The organism is Coprococcus sp. AM11-30B, from assembly GCF_027674365.1.
Taxonomy (GTDB): Bacteria; Bacillota; Clostridia; order Lachnospirales; family Lachnospiraceae; genus Allocoprococcus; species Allocoprococcus comes.
In genome coordinates this window covers 1-16,952 of sequence record NZ_JAQDVB010000034.1, presented here as the reverse complement: position 1 = coordinate 16,952, position 16,952 = coordinate 1, and the positions used below count along the sequence as shown (strand labels likewise).

The window sequence follows — 16,952 nt, the reverse complement described above, 5'->3', positions numbered from 1 at the left end:
AGTATTTGTTCGCCATTGCGTTATTGCTTTGGCTGTATTATACTGCTATTATAAGATCTTATTTTTGACAAATCTTGCATTATTTTTTCATTATATAACACAATACTGCTATTATGGAGAGGACAAAAAATGAAAACGCCACATTCACTTATACCGGAGCAAAAAGAAAATATCAAACATGGAGAAGTTTATTTTCCAATCCAGAAGTATATTACAAAGCTGACAAAAGAAGCACCTGTCATAACAATGCACTGGCACGAGGAAGCAGAGCTTACCCTTATAACAAAAGGTTCCTGTGTCTACCAGATCGATTTAGTTGAATATGAAGCAAGTACCGGGGATATCCTGTTTATTCCTCCCCTGCTGCTGCATTCCATTATCCTGAAAAGCAGTCAGGACTTCTGTTCGGAAACCTATGTATTCCATATGAATCTTTTGGGAGGAAATACTGCAGACATCTGTTCTACCCGCTACCTTACGCCCATGGTAAACCACGAATTATCTTTACCCTGTCTCATTACCGCGGATCATCCTGCATATGATTCTCTTTGCAAGTCTTTTGCACAGCTTGCCTCCCTTTACGATACCCGGATGTTTGGATATGAACTCGCCATAAAATCTTATCTGCTGCAGACACTTTTTCTTCTGCTCCAGTACAGTAGCACAAGATTCTCCACGGAATCAGACTCTTCCGACAAATTAAAAATTGTACTTGATCATATTGATCTGCATTATGCAGAAGCTCTGTCGGTTTCTGAACTTGCAAAGCTATGTTATTTCAGCGAGTATCATTTTATGCGCTTTTTCAAAAAACACATGAATATGACCTGCATTCAGTATATTAACAATATCAGACTGGAAAAAGCGGTAGAGTTATTTGAACACGGTAACACCTCCATATTAGAGGTATCTTTATCTGTTGGCTTTCATAATCTTTCTTATTTTTACAGAGCATTCAAAGCAAAATACCATATGACACCGCTGGCTTTTATAAAAAGATTAGAACTGGATTCTGTATAAGCTCATTCCCTGAGCGATTTTATATTTTCTTTAAATCCTGTTATTTTTTACGATAAATCCGAATCATCAAAGGCGTTTCTACCAAAAGCATGGCAACCCAGCCTGCCAGATAGGAATATGGCAACGCTTCAATTCCAAAGTTCCACAACAAAATCATAGGTGCTGCTGCAATGACTCGGACTGCCATATTGGTAAAACTGCTCATCAGTGTCACCTTCAGGTCTCCGATTCCACGGAAGAACCCTTGAATTGCATTCGTAACGGCCGGAAGAATATACATCACAGCAATCAGATGCAGATAAATGACACCATGTCCTATTACTTCCTCATCTTTTACGAAAAGTGCCATTAGTTCTCCGGCAAATACCTGGCAGATCACCATAACAGCTGCTCCATAAACAATTTCCAGAATCATCCCACAACGAAATCCCTCCCGCATGCGGTCATTTTTTCCGGCTCCCTTATTCTGCGCCATAAGTGCCGTCATGGCATGGGCAATATTCTGTTCCGGTGTAATTGCAAAGTCATCAATCCGATTGACCACCGCAAAAGCTGCAGCCACGGAAACTCCCATCGTATTAACCAGCGCCTGGATCGCAATTTTTCCCATTTGCACGGTGGCCTGCTGCATGGCGGATGCCCATCCGTAAGCAATTGTTTTCTTCAGCAAACGTGAATCGAATACCAGCCATTTCTTACCCAGACGAAGAATCGGTACTTTTTTCTGTATATAAATAATACAGAACAGGCAGCACAGTGCCTCACTAAGCACTGTGGAAATGGCGCATCCATTGCTTCCTGCCTTTAGTACAATGACAAAAAACAGATCTCCGAATATATTCAGGACTGCACTGATAATTAAGAAATACAAAGGCGATGCACTGTCTCCCAAAGCTCTTAAGGTACTGGAAAAAAAGTTATACAAAAAGGTAAACATTAATCCCAGAAAAATAATCCGTAAATACTGCCGCGTCATCTCCATAATCGATGCATCTACCTGCAACAGATGCAGGATCGGTACAGCAAATACCACGCAAAATAAAGTCAGAAAAAAAGAAAAAACTACTCCCGACAACATGGTTGTACTGATCTGCCTGTGCAAAGTCTTATAATCCTTTGCCCCATACTGAATTCCCATGAGGATACTTGCCCCCATACATAATCCATTTAAAAACAGTATCATAAGCGTACTGATCGGATTACAGATACCAACTGCCGCCAGCGCTTCTTTCCCCACAAAATGCCCTACGATGATGCTGTCCACCGCATTATAAGTCAGCTGAAACAAATTTCCCAAAACAAGCGGCACAGTGAAATTCACAAGAATCGGCATGATTTTCCCGGTTGTCAGATCTTTTGTCATCTCATTCCTCTCCTTCGGTAAAATTTAAAATTAATTCTCTTCCGTTTTCTTTCTTTTCCTTTCAGAAACCCTTGGCACTGACTGAAGAGTAATAGATGGAATTTTTAAACCCATTATTCCCTTCAGAATCCAGGTAAATGATAACATGACCAGAACCGGAATGGCACAGGTTGTCACAAGCAGCACTGCCACGCCCTCTATAATTCTGTTTAATCCATCCTCAAAAGCAGAGAGTTTTTCTGTAGCGACTTCACCTACCGCATCAATCGCATCATCAACCTTATTCTTCGCATTATTAAGAAATTCACTGAGAGAAAACTTTTTATCTTTCGTTTCTTGTGCTTCATCCTTCTTGTCTGCGTTTGCAGAGGTATCTCCCTCATCTAATAATTCTTCCGTATCTTCCAGTGTAAAATCAGCTTCATAGGACTTTGCATAGGTTTCATTTACCATATTCGTCACCCATGCACTGGTAGGAACCAGTCCCCACAAAAGAACACCCAGAATGATACTCTTGATTCCGATTCTGTAGATAAATTCTTTCCATCCGTTTTTCAAAAAGTTGCCTGCTGCCAGAAGCACGCATCCGATAGGAAATAAGATTTTAAATGCAATATACCCGGTGATAGTCAGTAAATATTTTTCAACAATGATCACTGCATAAACGATCACCATATAGCCTGCGACATCTGCCAGCTTATTGGCGATCGGAGTTGCGGCTTCTCCCGGTATTGCTGCAGCACCTGTTGCAAGAGCGGTTGCTGTTCCGGAAAGCCCAAGTGCTTTTTTCTGCAATCCATTCAGCGTTTTGATAACCCAACGGTACGATTCGACAGAAGTTGCCCATTTGGAAACAACAAAAAATGATGCAAGAGCAATCCCAATGCAGATCAGCATCATGATCAGACGATTTCGCATCGGTTGCTTATAGTTTCTAACTGTGATTTCATGGCTGTCTGCCATCATAGGTTCTTTCATACTTATTTTCCTTTCATGCTATCTATTCTCGGATAAAGAAAGGATCGGATACAAGCTCCCGATCCTTTCCACCTTTTCAGTTTTCTATTTGTCCAGAACCGCAACCTGAATTGTCTTTACTGCTTCCTCCATACATTTGATGTCCTCGGCACGCAACCTAATATCCAAGCACTTTACAGTATCTTCTACACTGGAAGCTTTTCGCATTCCAACCAGAAGACTCATCCGGTCGTACTGAGATAATGCCCAGGCTTCTACCAGAGTTGCAAAACTGCAATGATATTCCTCACAAAGTGGTTTCCAGATTTCAAAAGCCCTGCGAAGTCCTTCTTTTTTCTCCGGATCTTTCCAAGGTATTCTGGATCGGATATCGGTTTTTGCAAATTCACGTTCCATAAAGGCAGGAGAAGTTAAAAATCCTTCCTCCAACACACCATAGGTCTGAAATACTGTGTTATACTTTTTACACAGATCAAAATATTCTCTGCCATGGAAAGGAGAGAGAATACTGAAAAATTCCTGCACAACAGATACGTTTCCGCCGGCTTCCTGATATGCAGACAGATCTGCCGGCTGACTGTTAGAAAGTCCATAGGTGCGGATCTTTCCTTCACGAACCAGATTCTCCAAAGCTCCAACCGTTTCCTCCACCGGAAAGCTACCGCAGACATAATGTACGATAACAGAATCCAGATAATCGGTTCCCATTCTGCGCAGAGAGTCTTCCACGTCCTTTTTCACTGCTGATGCGCGGGTGTCATTGTTAACGGTATAACCGTCTCGTTCGTAATGGAAATTACCACCCTCATTTCTCCAGTTCAGTGAGCATTTGGTCTGCAAAACAAAATCATTTCTTCTGCCTTTCAGTGCCTTACCAAGCAGTTCCTCACTTACTCCTGTACCATATACCGGTGCGGTATCGATGTAATTCACGCCATGTTCATAACAAATATCAAGCAGGCGCTTCGCGTCCTCAACTGTAGAATCTCCGTCTGTCCAGACACTTCCGCCGCCAAGTCCCCAAGTACCTAATGCAACCACAGAAACATCGATGTCCGTGTTGCCAAGCTTTTGAAATTTCATTTTGATTCCTCCGTTTTTCGTTGTTCTTTCCTGCTTTTTATGCAGTATCCTAACCGTACAGCGTTCCCCTCACAAGGCTGTCTATATTTAAAAAGACAATTTTGTCACATCTGTGCGTTACTTACTCTACCTATTAGTATATACCACGCTCCGGAATAAGTAAAATAAAATCACTTTACCATTTCAAAAGCCACATGAATTCATCAAACCGGAATCGATTAATAACCCCAACTGATTATTTCCCAATTCTTTTTATCTTTTGTTTTCACTAAATGCCACTGCCAGTTGGTATATGTAGCATTAGGATTGACCCCACCATCTCCACCTTTTTCGTCTGTATCAAAGGTTAATAATACTACAATAAGTTCTTGATTATTTTCTTTCCAATCCATTACTTCTTAGTTATAAAATGTGAACGCATGCGTTCACTATTCCAACTGCTGTTCAACCAAAACTTTTTCCATTATACAGTGCAAAATAAAAGAGACTTCACTCACCATGAATGAAGCCTCCTCAAAATACAATACTGTGAATGATTCACAGAACATATTTTATCGCAAAGCTTTTAAAAATAGAATAGATTTTACCAAACGACAGTTTTCAAAAAAGCTTGCAAATATGCACGCTCTTGTTGTTGCACTTTTCTTCAGATTGTCTACAAACATCTGATAAGCTTTTTGAACATAAATTCAAACACTGCCTCTTTCGTCGGAATCGCAGGGATTCCACCTCTCTTTTGCACACATAATCCAGCAACTGCATTTCCCAAAACAGCACACTTTTTGATTTCTTCCCATTCCATTTTTTCAACATTCTTATTCATAGAAAGGAGACTGCATAATACGCCTCCCCAAAATGAATCACCTGCCCCAGTCGTGTCGACCGCATGTATCTGAAATGCTTTGATGATTTCTTTTCTGCTTTTTGTTGCCATAAGAACGCCCTGTTCTCCCAATGTAATGGCAACCAGCTTTGGTCCCATAGCAAGGAGTTGATCTGCAGCCTGCTCATAACTTTTCGCCTCTGTCAACAGAGTACTCTCTTCATCCGATACCTTCATGACATCTACCAATTCTATGACAGATCTCATTTTTTTCACTGCATGCTCTTTGTTCTTCCAAAGAGACGGGCGATAATTTGGATCATAGGAAATAAGTGCACCCGCTGCTTTTGCCATTTTTACCGCTTCAATCGTTGTACTTTCTGCCGGTTCATCTGTCAACGATAATGATCCAAAATGAAAAATTCTACAACCTGAAATTAATGTCTGATCCAGTTCTTCTTTTTTTAACTGTGTATCTGCACCCGGTTTTCTTGCAAAAGAAAAATTCCGTTCTCCATTTTCACCGATTTCCACAAATGCCAACGTTGTAAAATAACCCGAGTCTTCAACAATAGCATCTGTATTGATTCCTTCCTTTTGCAATGTCTTCTTTAAAAATTTACCATGCATATCGTTTCCAACTTTTCCAATAAAAGATGTGCGATACCCAAAGTGGCTTGCAACGGTTAGAAGATTTGCCGGAGCACCGCCGGGATTCTGTTCGAACAATTTTCTCCCATCCTGACTATGTCCTGCTTCCGTAAAATCAATCAACAATTCACCCAATGCCACGATATCAACTTTTTCTTCCATTTTTCAGTTCCTCCACAATCTCGTTATAACGTTTTTTATTTAACCGGTAAAAAAATAATACAACCGCAGTCACAATCCACAGTACACCTGGAATCGTCGTAAATGCATGTTTCATAATTGAAAGTACAATTGCATTTTGTGTCTGATTTGCGATATAACCATATTTTCCAAGTAATCCTGCTAAAAGTGCTGTTCCAACTGCCATTCCGATTTTATTTCCAAGTGAAATAAATGCATACTGAAAACCATCATTTCTAAGTCCGGTTTTCCACTCCCCATATTCCACACAGTCTGGAATAATTGCATAGATTGCGGTATTAAATCCAGAGAAAAAAAACTGTGTGAGACCAGATAATGCATAAAAAATAGCCGGTGATTCTTTGGCATTGAAGAAAAACATAGACAACATGGAAATTCCTGTAAATAAAGCAAAGAGAGATGCTGTTCTTCCTTTGTTATTCAACTTGCGGAATAATGGTTGAAAACAGGCTGCCCCGATGATAGAAGGAATAATGATGCACATTGAATAAGTTGTGTAGTAGGAGGCATTCCCTTCCACATATGTAAAATAATACAGAATATCTGCGTTTCTACCATATAATGTAAATCCAAATAATATCTGTCCTGCCAATGCAAGAAGATATGGTCTGTTCTGCATGACTGCTTTCAACTGTATCTTTACAGAAATTTTTTCTTTTTCCGGAGTAATCACTGCCTCTTTCGTCTTCGCAAAGCAGAAGAAATGACAGGCTGTAAAAATACATCCATATATGACCGCAACCGTCAGATATCCTGTCTTTGCACTATGACTGCCGAATTTGCTGAGCAGTGGAACTGTAATAATATTTAACACACCAATTGCAATCATCGCTGCAACCGAACGGGATGTATTTATTTTTGCACGTTCATCAATATCCTGTGTCATAGCACCACACAAGGTTCCATATGGAATATTCACACAGGTATACCCCAAAACCAGCAGACAATATGTAATTACCATATAAATGATCTTTCCATTCTGCGACCAGTCGGGTCTTGCCCAGAATGTCATAACAAGAAGAATCGCTGTAATTGGTGCCGCTACTAACAGCCATGGACGGTACCGTCCCCATCTCGATTTTGTTTTATCCGTAAGTCCCCCGACGATTGGATCATTGATTGCATCCCAGAATCTTGAAAAAAGCATAAGTGCTGACACAGCCGCCATACTGATTCCGAACACGTCTGTATAAAATATCATCAGAAAATTACTGACGAACATCCAGCTGAAATTACATCCAACATCACCAAACCCATATGCAATCTTACTGATCAGCGGTACTTTTCCATTTTTGTTTTCGCTTCCCATATGTCCCTCCTATTTTTATCAGAGTTTCTGACAGAATTCTATTCTTTCCTCATTTGGTCCCTTAATCATAAAAAACTTCACACCATTTTCCCAAAATGGTAGTTCTTCGATTCCGTCTGTAATAATTGTGTATTTTTCATTGCAGATTTTCTGATACATACTTTCAATGTCTTCCACATCAAGTGCAACATGTTGGTATGCACCGTCTGACATTGCCGCCTGCCCATTTTCAAAAGTCTCTATACAGTAATTTTTTATCTGTAAAAATGCCACTTTTTCCCCTGCTTTTTCATTATAAGACTGCATAATCACTTCAAATCCAAGACTCTTATAAAACTCAACTGTTTTCTGTAAATCGTTTGTCGGAAGCCCGACATGGGCAACTCCGACAATTCCATATTTATTTTCCATACGAACTCCTTACTTTTCACTGACGTTGATAATTACTTTCATCGTTGTCTCGCGGTTATCATCAATATACTGGTATGCTTTCAGATAATCTTTAAAAGCAAATGTCTTTGAGATGAGCGGTTTCAAATGAACTTTGCCCTCATTTACCAATCTGATTCCATCTATGTAATCATCATGGCGGTACATCATCGTGCTCTTAATGTCAAGTTCGTGGTCATTTGCCACTGCAAGATCTACTTCTGCCATTCCTGCAAAAACAGCCACCAGTACAATCGTGCTTCCTTTTCTTGCATATTTAATTGCCTGTCCCATTGTGATATTGTTTCCGGCACAGTCGTAGATCACATCCGCCTTGTCCGGTCCAAATGCTTCGATCATTGCCTCACCGAAGTCTTTATTTTTGGTATTCACACACACATCAATTCCACATTCTTTTGCCTTTGCCAGTCTAAGATCACTGATATCTGTGATCATCACTTTCGCTGCCCCCATTCCTTTTGCTGCCTGTGCCACGAGATTTCCGATCGGTCCTGCGCCAAGGACTGCAATATTCATGCCAGCCACATCACCTATCTGTTTTACACCATGAACTGCCACAGCAAGAGGTTCGATCATAGCTCCTTCTTCATAGGACATATCTTCTGGAATAGGTGTTACTTTAGATGCATCCGCTGCAAAATACTCAGATGCTGTTCCTGTCGTCTGAAATCCCATTACTTTTAATTCCTCACAGAGATTATACTTTCCATGACGACATGGATAGCAATGTCCACAATATACCTGAGGCTCTATCGTCACCTTCTGTCCCACATGAAACTCTGTGACATTTTTTCCAAGTTCTGTAATCTCACCGGAAACCTCATGCCCCTGTGTTACCGGATATTTTGTAAACGGATGTTTTCCATGATAAACATGAATATCTGATCCACAAACACCAATATTCATAATCTTTACCAACACCTGATTTTCCTTTACCTCCGGAACCGGAACCTCTCTGAAAATAATTTCTCCTGGATTTGTCATTACCTGCTGTAACATAATTGTTTCCTCCCTTTCATGTTGTTTTGTTTTATGTTTTATAAAATGTTTTATCAAAGTAATTATATTATTACCATACAAACACGATTTGTCAATATGTTTTTTCATATTTTTATATATTTCATAATTTCAAAACACATTTTTTGTATATTTTTCACAATTAACACGCAAAAAAACGGAAAGAAAACCGTAGTTACTGTTTTCTTTCCGTTTTTTACTATAATATCTTTTTTTAATTTTACACAACTTCTCGTTTTTCACACATATAAAGCGGACATCCGGATTCGCTTTGCAACCTGTCAGTGGGAGCTTTTAACTCCAACAGACTAAACATCCCCTTACCCTACGCACCAGATGCGGTGTACTGCTTATCTTCGTTCAAAAAATTTACAATTCTACCATATGTTTTGTAAAAAAGTATTTCGCGGCTCCAACAGCCGACGCTTCTTTCTTATACGAACAATTTTTCAAGTATGAAACATCATGCTCAAAGCCATTATATGCCATCACTTTTTCTCCCAGTGGTATCATATAATCTGACAATACACCTCCCACATCACCTCCTAGTATGATATCCATATCATATGCCATCCGCAGATTTGATATCAAAACAGCAAGATGATCCAGATACTCATTCCATGTCTGCAAAATTTTTTCATTACCACTTTCAATTTTTTCCATAAATGCATCCAGTGACTGCCTGTTATCTTGTGTCAGTACACTTGCAGCACAATATGCATCTGCACATCCCGATTTACCACAATAACACTTTCTTCCACCGGGAACGAGTATCATGTGACCAAACTCCCCTGCTTTCTGGTTTTGCCCTCGAAACAGCTTTCCATCTATGCAGAATGCACCTCCTAAGGTGTGGTTCAAAGACAGATATATCGCATTTGGATACTTTTGCTTTTTTTCTGCAAGCATTGCAGCATTAGCATCGTTTTCAAAATATACTGGAATTTCTAGCGCCTGCTCTAAAAAGCGCAGACTATAATTCTCTATACCTAAAGCATGGGATTTTAAAACAATCCGTTCTTTCTGATCAATAATTCCTGGAATCGCCACTCCAATCCCAAGTAGCGTGTCCTTCGCTGCTTCGCCTTCAAGAAAAGTTTTGACCTTTTGTGCCACCTCTGTACAATAGGATAATTCTGCCGTAAATTTTAAACGGATGCGATCTTTTTTTATAATCTCATCTCCAAGATTTACTAATACCATTTCTATATGATTCGCTGTAATCAAAATTCCCATTGCATGACAGTATGACTTATTAATCCCTATACTTTTTGCCTTCCTTCCACCGGTTGAGGCATATTCCCCAGTTTCTTCCAACACCCTTTTTTCTAACAAGTCATTCACATTTGCTAACACAGTCGGCATACTCAAGTTTAACTCTTTTGCGATTCCCGCCTTGGATGTAACATGATTGTTTAGCACATAATTAATTATTTTTTTTCTTGTTATATTTTTTTTATCTTTATTTTCCGTTTTCTTACCCTCTTTTATTAAATATATTATAAAAGAATTATATGCTTTTTTATCCTTCTTGTAAAGTAATGTTTTATAATAAATCTCCGACAGAATTTATCTTATAAACAGCCAAAAACTCCCGAAGGAGCTTTCCACGCTTTAGATATACACCAATTCTTTTAACACAATCTCTTCTGCAATATTACGAATACCATTTACCAATCTGCCAGCTTTTATCCTAGTTTGGACAATAAAACACAAGTCTCAACGGTACTTTCGTTGTCCCAACAAAGTTCCTGTGTTTCCCTGTCTCCAAAATACACCGGAAAACGGAACTTTATGTGCTTCAGGAATCTGCCATCCGGCTGCTCCTGCTCGTAAATGTCCACCTGTTCCACAAAGCTGTTAAGAAATTCTTTCTTCTCCAGGTCGGTGAACTTATCATATAGTTTATCAAAATATAAAAGAAATTGATAGACGTTTTCTTCTGATATTTTCTGTTGCCGGATATTCAGCAGGCGGTTCTTGACTTCCTCTATACTGTTCTCCACGCCTTCAATCTCATCATACAAACGGTATAACCTTGTCTCCATATCCTGATATTTCTTCTCATAAAATTTATCCATGATATCCAGACTGTCCATCTGCTGTCCAAGTCTTCCTTTTGCTCCGGTCAGCTGCCTGTGCTGTTTTTCCAGTCTTTCAATCTCTTTTTCTATTTCTTCTGTATCTATTCTTGAACCGATTTTATTCAAAATTGCTTCTTCAAATTTAGGATTCTTCACCAGCTTCCGAATAACTTCTTCCACTGCATTGTTAATCTTCTCCTCACTCCATTGTTTACGATATCCACATTTATGACCATCTACCAGGCGACGATGTTTGCAGGCATAATAGAAATAATCCTTATATAAAGTTCCGTCTTTCTTTTTCTTTCGGTTCACGTTTCCATACATACCACTTCCACATAATGGGCATCTCAATATTCCGGATAAAATATGCTCATGATCGAGACTATGTGTCTTTTCATATTTCACACCTGTTTTTTCCCGTTTTTGATGTGCCAGCTCCCAGTCTGTTTCTGAAACAATCCCTTCATGGATACCATCGTGCAGCATATAATTTTCCTGCTTTACAATGCGGTATTCATTTCTTGTACCAGAAACTTTCTCGTTTTTCCTTCGTCCATAAGCCAGCTTTCCACAGTATACCGGATTATCCAGAACGCCCTTTATAAATGAAGCGGCAAATGCGTCCAGTGTATTATTCTGTCGTTTTTTCTTTTTGTATCCATGCTGGTTCAGCCATGCAGCAATCGCAGAGATTCCCATATTGGTATGAATAAATTTGTCATAGATCAGACGAATAATCTCTGCTTCGTCCTCTGCAATCTGCAATTCTCCATTTACTAATTCATAACCATACGGAGCAAATCCACCATTCCATTTTCCTTCCCTGGCTTTCTGCTTACGTCCTTCCATTGTCTGAACAAGGATATTCTCTCGTTCGATCTCTGCCACCGCAGACAGAACAGAAATCATCAGCTTTCCACTATCTTTTGAGCTGTCAATTCCATCTTCTACACAGATCAGATTCACTCCAAAATCCTGCATCCTCTGCAAAGAATTTAAAACATCTGCCGCATTACAACCAAATCTGGAAAGCTTGAACACCAGTACAAACTGCACCTCATCTGTTCCATTCTCAATATTATCCAACATTCTCTGAAATTCCGGTCTGCCCTCTACGCTTTTTCCAGACTTACCTTCATCGGAATACTCATTTACGATTTCCATGTTCTGAAATTCCGCATATCTCTTGAGTTTTTCTTTCTGAGCATCCAGACTGTAGCCATCTACCTGCATGGTTGTGGATACTCTAGTATAGATATCACATTTTATCTTTTTATTCACTTTTCCTCCTCTCCTCAGAACATCCCAAAGCAATTTCCAACAATTCCGTTGCAACTTGTGAATTTCTGATACGCATTAAGTTATCCCAGACATCAGCTTTTCCAAGTAGATTCATCCCGCCATGCCATACTATTTCATCATCAATAACGGCAAAACATTCTTCTACTTCTGTTCTTGTTATCACATTTATTCCTACCAATTGCATTGCTCTGATTAATTCATAACATACATCTGACTTTCCGTAAGTAATATCTTTCGGATCTGTTGTAATAACTGTGACCTTTACCCCTACTTCCTGTCTCTTCTTGACTAGTAATAAAAATCTGTCAATTTTATCCTGTCTGATATCCGGACTGGAAATTACCACCATTTTTTCTGACTCTACAATATCTTGCTCGAATTTTTCGGTATAATTTACAGAATCAAATATTGCATTTATTATTTGTTTAGGTTGCAACTCTTGCGTCCAGATTGAAAATCCCATCTTCCTATATGTTCTCAATCTTTTTGCATGCATTTTATCAAAATAACGCACATGCGAATCGATATAATCATACACATAAACGGCTTCTTTTCCGACATAATCTCTGTTTAATCTACCTACATACTGTTCCAGGCGTCCTTCAAAAGATACAGGTGCTGCAAGCATTAATACATCCAGTCTTGGGAAATCAAACCCTTCTCCTATTTTCTGACCAGTTGCCACCAAAATAAGCGATTCATTTTCAGGTATCTGCTTTAATTTTACTCTTATTTCAGCATTTTCCTTATCCGAATTATCCCCATACAGAAGGAATACATGATCTGCTTTTTTCTTTAAGGCATCATGTAAAAATTTTGCATGTTCCTTAAATCTTGTCAAAATTACAGGAGTTTGTTTTCTTGCAACACAAGTTATAACATCATCTATGATCATTTCATTGCGCACCTTACTGGTACTAATCAAATTATATGCTTTATTGATATTATCCTTGCTTTCTGCAGTATCAACTACTCTTGTGTATCTTGGGACAAAATAATGTCCAATCCCTTGCTCCTTAGCCCTCTCCAACGCAGTAAATCTATGTCGCAAAGGTCCCAGCAGCATATAGATAATCCGATCAAGACTGTCGCCACGTTTAGGCGTAGCAGAAACACCATATACGTATTTTGCATTTATTTTCTGCAATAATTCCATAGATGTGTTAGAAGCTGCGTGATGACATTCATCCATAATTACCATTCCATAAGAATTAATCCGTTCATTAAATTTTCCTCTGCTGTACATTGAACCAACCATTGCAACATCTATGATCCCTGTCAACGTATTTTTATTTCCGTGCAAAATACCTATCACACTATTTCTTTTTTTCTTTCTTCCTGTTTTTGTTTCATATTCCGGTAGTTCTTCTCTTATCTCTAAGAAATGATTCAATTCATCAACCCACTGATTAAGCAAATCTTTACTTTGCAGCAAAATAAGCGTATTTACTTTTCGCTCTGCAATTAGGTAACTACATACTACAGTCTTTCCAAATGCAGTTGCCGCACTCAGGACCCCATCTGAATGTGATAATAATTTTTCTGCTGCTAATTCCTGTTGCATTCGCAAATCACCTTTAAAAGATACTCTGATAGGTTGTCCTGTTTCTCTTTGATCTGAAACATCAACTGAAATGCCTGCTTTTTCACATTCCTGTATAATATTTTCCCGCAGTCCTCTCGGAATCTGTATATATCCATCTATATCCTTACCTAAATATACAGCACTGAAATTATAATAATTAGAATATCCCAGCCTTTTATTTTTGTAAAATTCCGGATTATCAAATGCCGCCAAACTACGAATCTGATTTTGTATTCTTGGCATAAGATTCAGAGTATCAATATAAACTCCATTGCCCAATACCATGTGAAGCTTGCCCACAACATCTGACTTACAAAACTCACATTTCTTCTTCCATGGTTTCGGTCTGACATTCTTCTCAATATTAGTAAGCGTTCCTTTGATTTCTGCTAATTCTCCCTGCCATTTTGCCATGCATTGTTCAATATCTTCTATTCCCAGCTTTCTTGTTTTATTAAAAAGAGCATCCCATTGATCAGGATATGCATTCCAATTTTCATCTACAAAAGCACTATTTACATTTTTAAGTGCCTGCCCCTGTAATGGCAATGCAATTAAATTACCTATGCTGCTTGCCACATCCTGCGAAGGATACATTCTATCATAATAATGAAACGATCTCAGATTGATGGAAGTTGAACCCTTGTCTAACAGGAGAAATCCAAAATTCCTTGCTGTTGCCGCAGGTATTGCTTTTTTAAAGAAAATCCATACATGGGCACCTTTTCCAGATCGAGATCTCTCAACTAAAGGTCTGATACCATTAAGCTCACACATTTTTCTAAGCGCATCCACTTCTTTATGCCACTCATTATCCGTATTTGCAAAGTCCGTAACCTCTGCTCCTTTTTCGTGATTGTCAAAATCAAATACAATAAATCTGCATGTACCATTTGGCAGTAAAGGATATACACCTATTACATCTGATCCATCTTCTTTTGTGCCTAACAAATGATCAATTATTTTTTTAACATCCAAACTAATCCATTTGGTATTTTCACATTCATCACACAATACCTTCTCTTTACGTTGTTTAGGGCAAAGCCGGTCATTCCAACGATTCGCACATTGTGGAAAATAGCCCCCGTTCTTTCCTCTTCTGGCATATACATCTTCTCTTCCCCAAAACATCGAAAAGAAACGTATTGCCATTTTCTCTGTAATATACGGTGGATTTACAATACGATTCCCTTGATCCAGGTCATATTCTTCTGCACTTTCTATTTTTTCTTCAAAAGGATTCACCTCTTCATAGGAAATGCCTGCTTTCTTCAATTTATCTTTTAATATCTTGTTCTCATATTCAAGCAACCTAACCATCTTTCTCAATGAATCCGCATCATATGCTTCTATGTTCAAACCTTCCACCTACAATTCTTATCATTTCGTAATATAACCTTTATTTTGTGTCCCAACTTTATTTTAGTACTTGTTCCAACTATTTCCAATACTTATTTTTCCTATTGACGCATTTCTCTGTCAATCGTATAATTAATACACAAAAAACCCGAAAAGAGGAGGTGTTCGTATGGCTACTTCAAGTATTACTCATAATTTTGTCATATCCAATCCAAACAGCGTAAAACTTTTTATTGCAGCGATTGACGAAGCCGACCGTGACCGCACACCAAAGCAGACACTTCCCGGACGTCAGTTGACAAACCCACAAGAAATCTTATCTTTAATGTCAAAAAGGAAAAAAACAAACTCTTAAATATTAAAATTCTTCAATAAAAAATCCTCTAAGACAATAGGTGTTTCACTATCTCTTAGAGGATATTTCTTTAATTTAAATGGTATCTGGTAATATTTTTCCAATTTTTCGGGAAACCCATTTTATTCAATAATTCAACTTCACTTATATGCTCTACTTCTCTGTTTACCCGGTCAATCTCTTTTATGAGCTTTCTTTTAAATTCCAGAAAATCTTTTCCAGGTAATAGATATCTAAAAGCAATCACCACAGCAAACAAATCTTGTTTTCCTTTTTCGTACTGATTACCGCTCTGTGGTAATGAAAGTTTTTTATGAAGCGGTGTATCCGCAATAGCATCTACTGTTCTGTATGTAAACAGTCGTTCCCCATGGGCACATACATTCCTATACTTAGTGAGAACAGATAGAAACTGTTCCATCTGATGCTGATTCAAAGGTTCAAAGTTTTTTGATACTTTTGATTTTAAGGACTGCGGAAACACTCGGAACATTTTTGATAAGTTTCCAAACGTAAGTACATTTGCCAAAACCCATAATGGAATTTCACCATATGTCTTGCGGTAATAATTGATATATGTATAATCTGTGGTCGTTGTTGCCCGTTTCAAGGTCTCTATCAACTTTACGATTGTTGCATGATTTCTTTTTGTATTATTATAATTATTAGCATCCAGGTACTGCTTCTGCTCTGCTCCATACATTTCAGTAAAATAGTATGACATCAAAGAACGCATCTGTCGCTCAATCTGCAGTAAATATTTAAAGAACAACTCTCTAAGCTCTGCATCAAACTTATACAAACTGACTATTTCTTCAAAACTTGTTCCTGCTTTATATTTTTTTGTGTTTGATATTCTAAAAAGATGTTTATATCCTCCCATAAGAGGAAAATATCCTATTTGGCGTAACATCTCTTCCGCATATTCTCTGTCTTTTATTTTTATTCCCTTTTCATCACTGATCCAGGAAACCTGGTCACTAAAAGAAGAGAATTTTTTCGGTGTCTGCATCTCATTTCTCCTTAAAACAAAAGAGGGAGAGACCCGCAGGCTCTCCCCCGCCTGTAGGCTTCTCAAGTTTCTACAGAACGATCACTGAGCTTAGTATACGTCATTTTAAATGTCCTGTCAATATGCCAAAACATTCTCAGCCATATCCGCTCAGAAGTATTCTATGCTATTTTTTCTTCCTTATTCTACTACAATATATTTATGGATAATCCCCTTACATCCAGTAAGGAATTATCCATTTGAATAGGCAATGAGTAAAACTGGTATTTATCCATTGCAATAATCTTAAGGAGTGACAAATTTATGAACGCAGTAGGTATCGATGTTTCAAAAGGTAAGAGTATGGTTGCTATCATG

14 protein-coding genes are annotated in these 16,952 nt (G+C 38.4%); 2 read left to right on the top strand and 12 right to left on the bottom strand.

Annotated elements, in window-relative coordinates; all coding sequences use genetic code 11:
* Positions 1-129 precede the first annotated feature (129 nt).
* Positions 130-1,020, top strand: a complete 891-nt coding sequence (locus PGU50_RS16850; protein ID WP_008369393.1) for an AraC family transcriptional regulator — start codon at positions 130-132, stop codon at positions 1,018-1,020.
* 40 nt (positions 1,021-1,060) lie between these two features.
* Here PGU50_RS16850 and PGU50_RS16845 read toward each other — a convergent pair whose 3' ends face one another.
* The 11 genes from PGU50_RS16845 to PGU50_RS16795 form a co-directional block, all read right to left on the bottom strand.
* Positions 1,061-2,383, bottom strand: coding sequence for an MATE family efflux transporter (locus PGU50_RS16845; RefSeq protein WP_117823773.1), 1,323 nt, complete (start codon positions 2,381-2,383; stop codon positions 1,061-1,063).
* 30 nt (positions 2,384-2,413) lie between these two features.
* A complete protein-coding gene (locus PGU50_RS16840) occupies positions 2,414-3,361 on the bottom strand; it encodes a hypothetical protein (protein WP_270247528.1) in 948 nt (315 codons plus the stop codon).
* Positions 3,362-3,445: 84 nt separating this feature from the next.
* On the bottom strand, positions 3,446-4,444 hold the full coding sequence (locus tag PGU50_RS16835; protein ID WP_270247527.1) for an aldo/keto reductase: 999 nt from the start codon (positions 4,442-4,444) through the stop codon (positions 3,446-3,448).
* A 218-nt stretch (positions 4,445-4,662) separates the two neighbouring features.
* The gene (locus PGU50_RS16830; RefSeq protein WP_021739259.1) at positions 4,663-4,836 is read right to left on the bottom strand and encodes a hypothetical protein; all 174 of its coding nucleotides are present in this window, start codon (positions 4,834-4,836) and stop codon (positions 4,663-4,665) included.
* A 263-nt stretch (positions 4,837-5,099) separates the two neighbouring features.
* A complete protein-coding gene (locus PGU50_RS16825) occupies positions 5,100-6,080 on the bottom strand; it encodes a carbohydrate kinase family protein (RefSeq protein ID WP_270247526.1) in 981 nt (326 codons plus the stop codon).
* Entirely contained in the window at positions 6,064-7,428 is a 1,365-nt protein-coding gene (locus tag PGU50_RS16820; RefSeq protein WP_270247524.1) for an MFS transporter, read from the bottom strand. Before PGU50_RS16820 ends, PGU50_RS16825 begins: the two co-directional genes overlap by 17 nt.
* Positions 7,429-7,446: 18 nt before the next feature.
* Complete coding sequence (locus PGU50_RS16815) at positions 7,447-7,839, bottom strand: VOC family protein (protein ID WP_008369413.1); 393 nt, start codon at positions 7,837-7,839, stop codon at positions 7,447-7,449.
* A 9-nt stretch (positions 7,840-7,848) separates the two neighbouring features.
* Positions 7,849-8,877, bottom strand: a complete 1,029-nt coding sequence (locus tag PGU50_RS16810; RefSeq protein WP_270247523.1) for a zinc-dependent alcohol dehydrogenase — start codon at positions 8,875-8,877, stop codon at positions 7,849-7,851.
* A gap of 387 nt (positions 8,878-9,264) precedes the next feature.
* Positions 9,265-10,260 (bottom strand): ROK family protein, encoded by a 996-nt coding sequence (locus PGU50_RS16805; RefSeq protein ID WP_270203872.1) that lies wholly within the window; start codon positions 10,258-10,260, stop codon positions 9,265-9,267.
* 323 nt (positions 10,261-10,583) lie between these two features.
* Entirely contained in the window at positions 10,584-12,263 is a 1,680-nt protein-coding gene (locus tag PGU50_RS16800) for a recombinase family protein (protein ID WP_270247522.1), read from the bottom strand.
* Positions 12,256-15,228, bottom strand: a complete 2,973-nt coding sequence (locus tag PGU50_RS16795) for a TOTE conflict system archaeo-eukaryotic primase domain-containing protein (protein WP_270247520.1) — start codon at positions 15,226-15,228, stop codon at positions 12,256-12,258. Before PGU50_RS16795 ends, PGU50_RS16800 begins: the two co-directional genes overlap by 8 nt.
* 169 nt (positions 15,229-15,397) lie before the next feature.
* Here PGU50_RS16795 and PGU50_RS16790 point away from each other — a divergent pair, with 169 nt between their 5' ends.
* The gene (locus tag PGU50_RS16790) at positions 15,398-15,583 is read left to right on the top strand and encodes a hypothetical protein (protein WP_117556442.1); all 186 of its coding nucleotides are present in this window, start codon (positions 15,398-15,400) and stop codon (positions 15,581-15,583) included.
* A 70-nt stretch (positions 15,584-15,653) separates the two neighbouring features.
* Here the strand turns inward: PGU50_RS16790 and PGU50_RS16785 are convergent, their stop codons facing one another.
* The gene (locus PGU50_RS16785; RefSeq protein WP_243002768.1) at positions 15,654-16,466 is read right to left on the bottom strand and encodes an Abi family protein; all 813 of its coding nucleotides are present in this window, start codon (positions 16,464-16,466) and stop codon (positions 15,654-15,656) included.
* Between the last annotated feature and the right edge of the window lie 486 nt (positions 16,467-16,952).

Coding starts and splice junctions, on each gene's coding strand:
- PGU50_RS16785 (WP_243002768.1), bottom strand. CDS start 16,466: ATGGGAGGATATAAACATCTTTTTAGAATATCAAACACAAAAAAATAT.
- PGU50_RS16815 (WP_008369413.1), bottom strand. CDS start 7,839: ATGGAAAATAAATATGGAATTGTCGGAGTTGCCCATGTCGGGCTTCCG.
- PGU50_RS16810 (WP_270247523.1), bottom strand. CDS start 8,877: ATGTTACAGCAGGTAATGACAAATCCAGGAGAAATTATTTTCAGAGAG.
- PGU50_RS16830 (WP_021739259.1), bottom strand. CDS start 4,836: ATGGATTGGAAAGAAAATAATCAAGAACTTATTGTAGTATTATTAACC.
- PGU50_RS16840 (WP_270247528.1), bottom strand. CDS start 3,361: ATGAAAGAACCTATGATGGCAGACAGCCATGAAATCACAGTTAGAAAC.
- PGU50_RS16790 (WP_117556442.1), top strand. CDS start 15,398: ATGGCTACTTCAAGTATTACTCATAATTTTGTCATATCCAATCCAAAC.
- PGU50_RS16835 (WP_270247527.1), bottom strand. CDS start 4,444: ATGAAATTTCAAAAGCTTGGCAACACGGACATCGATGTTTCTGTGGTT.
- PGU50_RS16845 (WP_117823773.1), bottom strand. CDS start 2,383: ATGACAAAAGATCTGACAACCGGGAAAATCATGCCGATTCTTGTGAAT.
- PGU50_RS16820 (WP_270247524.1), bottom strand. CDS start 7,428: ATGGGAAGCGAAAACAAAAATGGAAAAGTACCGCTGATCAGTAAGATT.
- PGU50_RS16825 (WP_270247526.1), bottom strand. CDS start 6,080: ATGGAAGAAAAAGTTGATATCGTGGCATTGGGTGAATTGTTGATTGAT.
- PGU50_RS16850 (WP_008369393.1), top strand. CDS start 130: ATGAAAACGCCACATTCACTTATACCGGAGCAAAAAGAAAATATCAAA.
- PGU50_RS16805 (WP_270203872.1), bottom strand. CDS start 10,260: ATGCCGACTGTGTTAGCAAATGTGAATGACTTGTTAGAAAAAAGGGTG.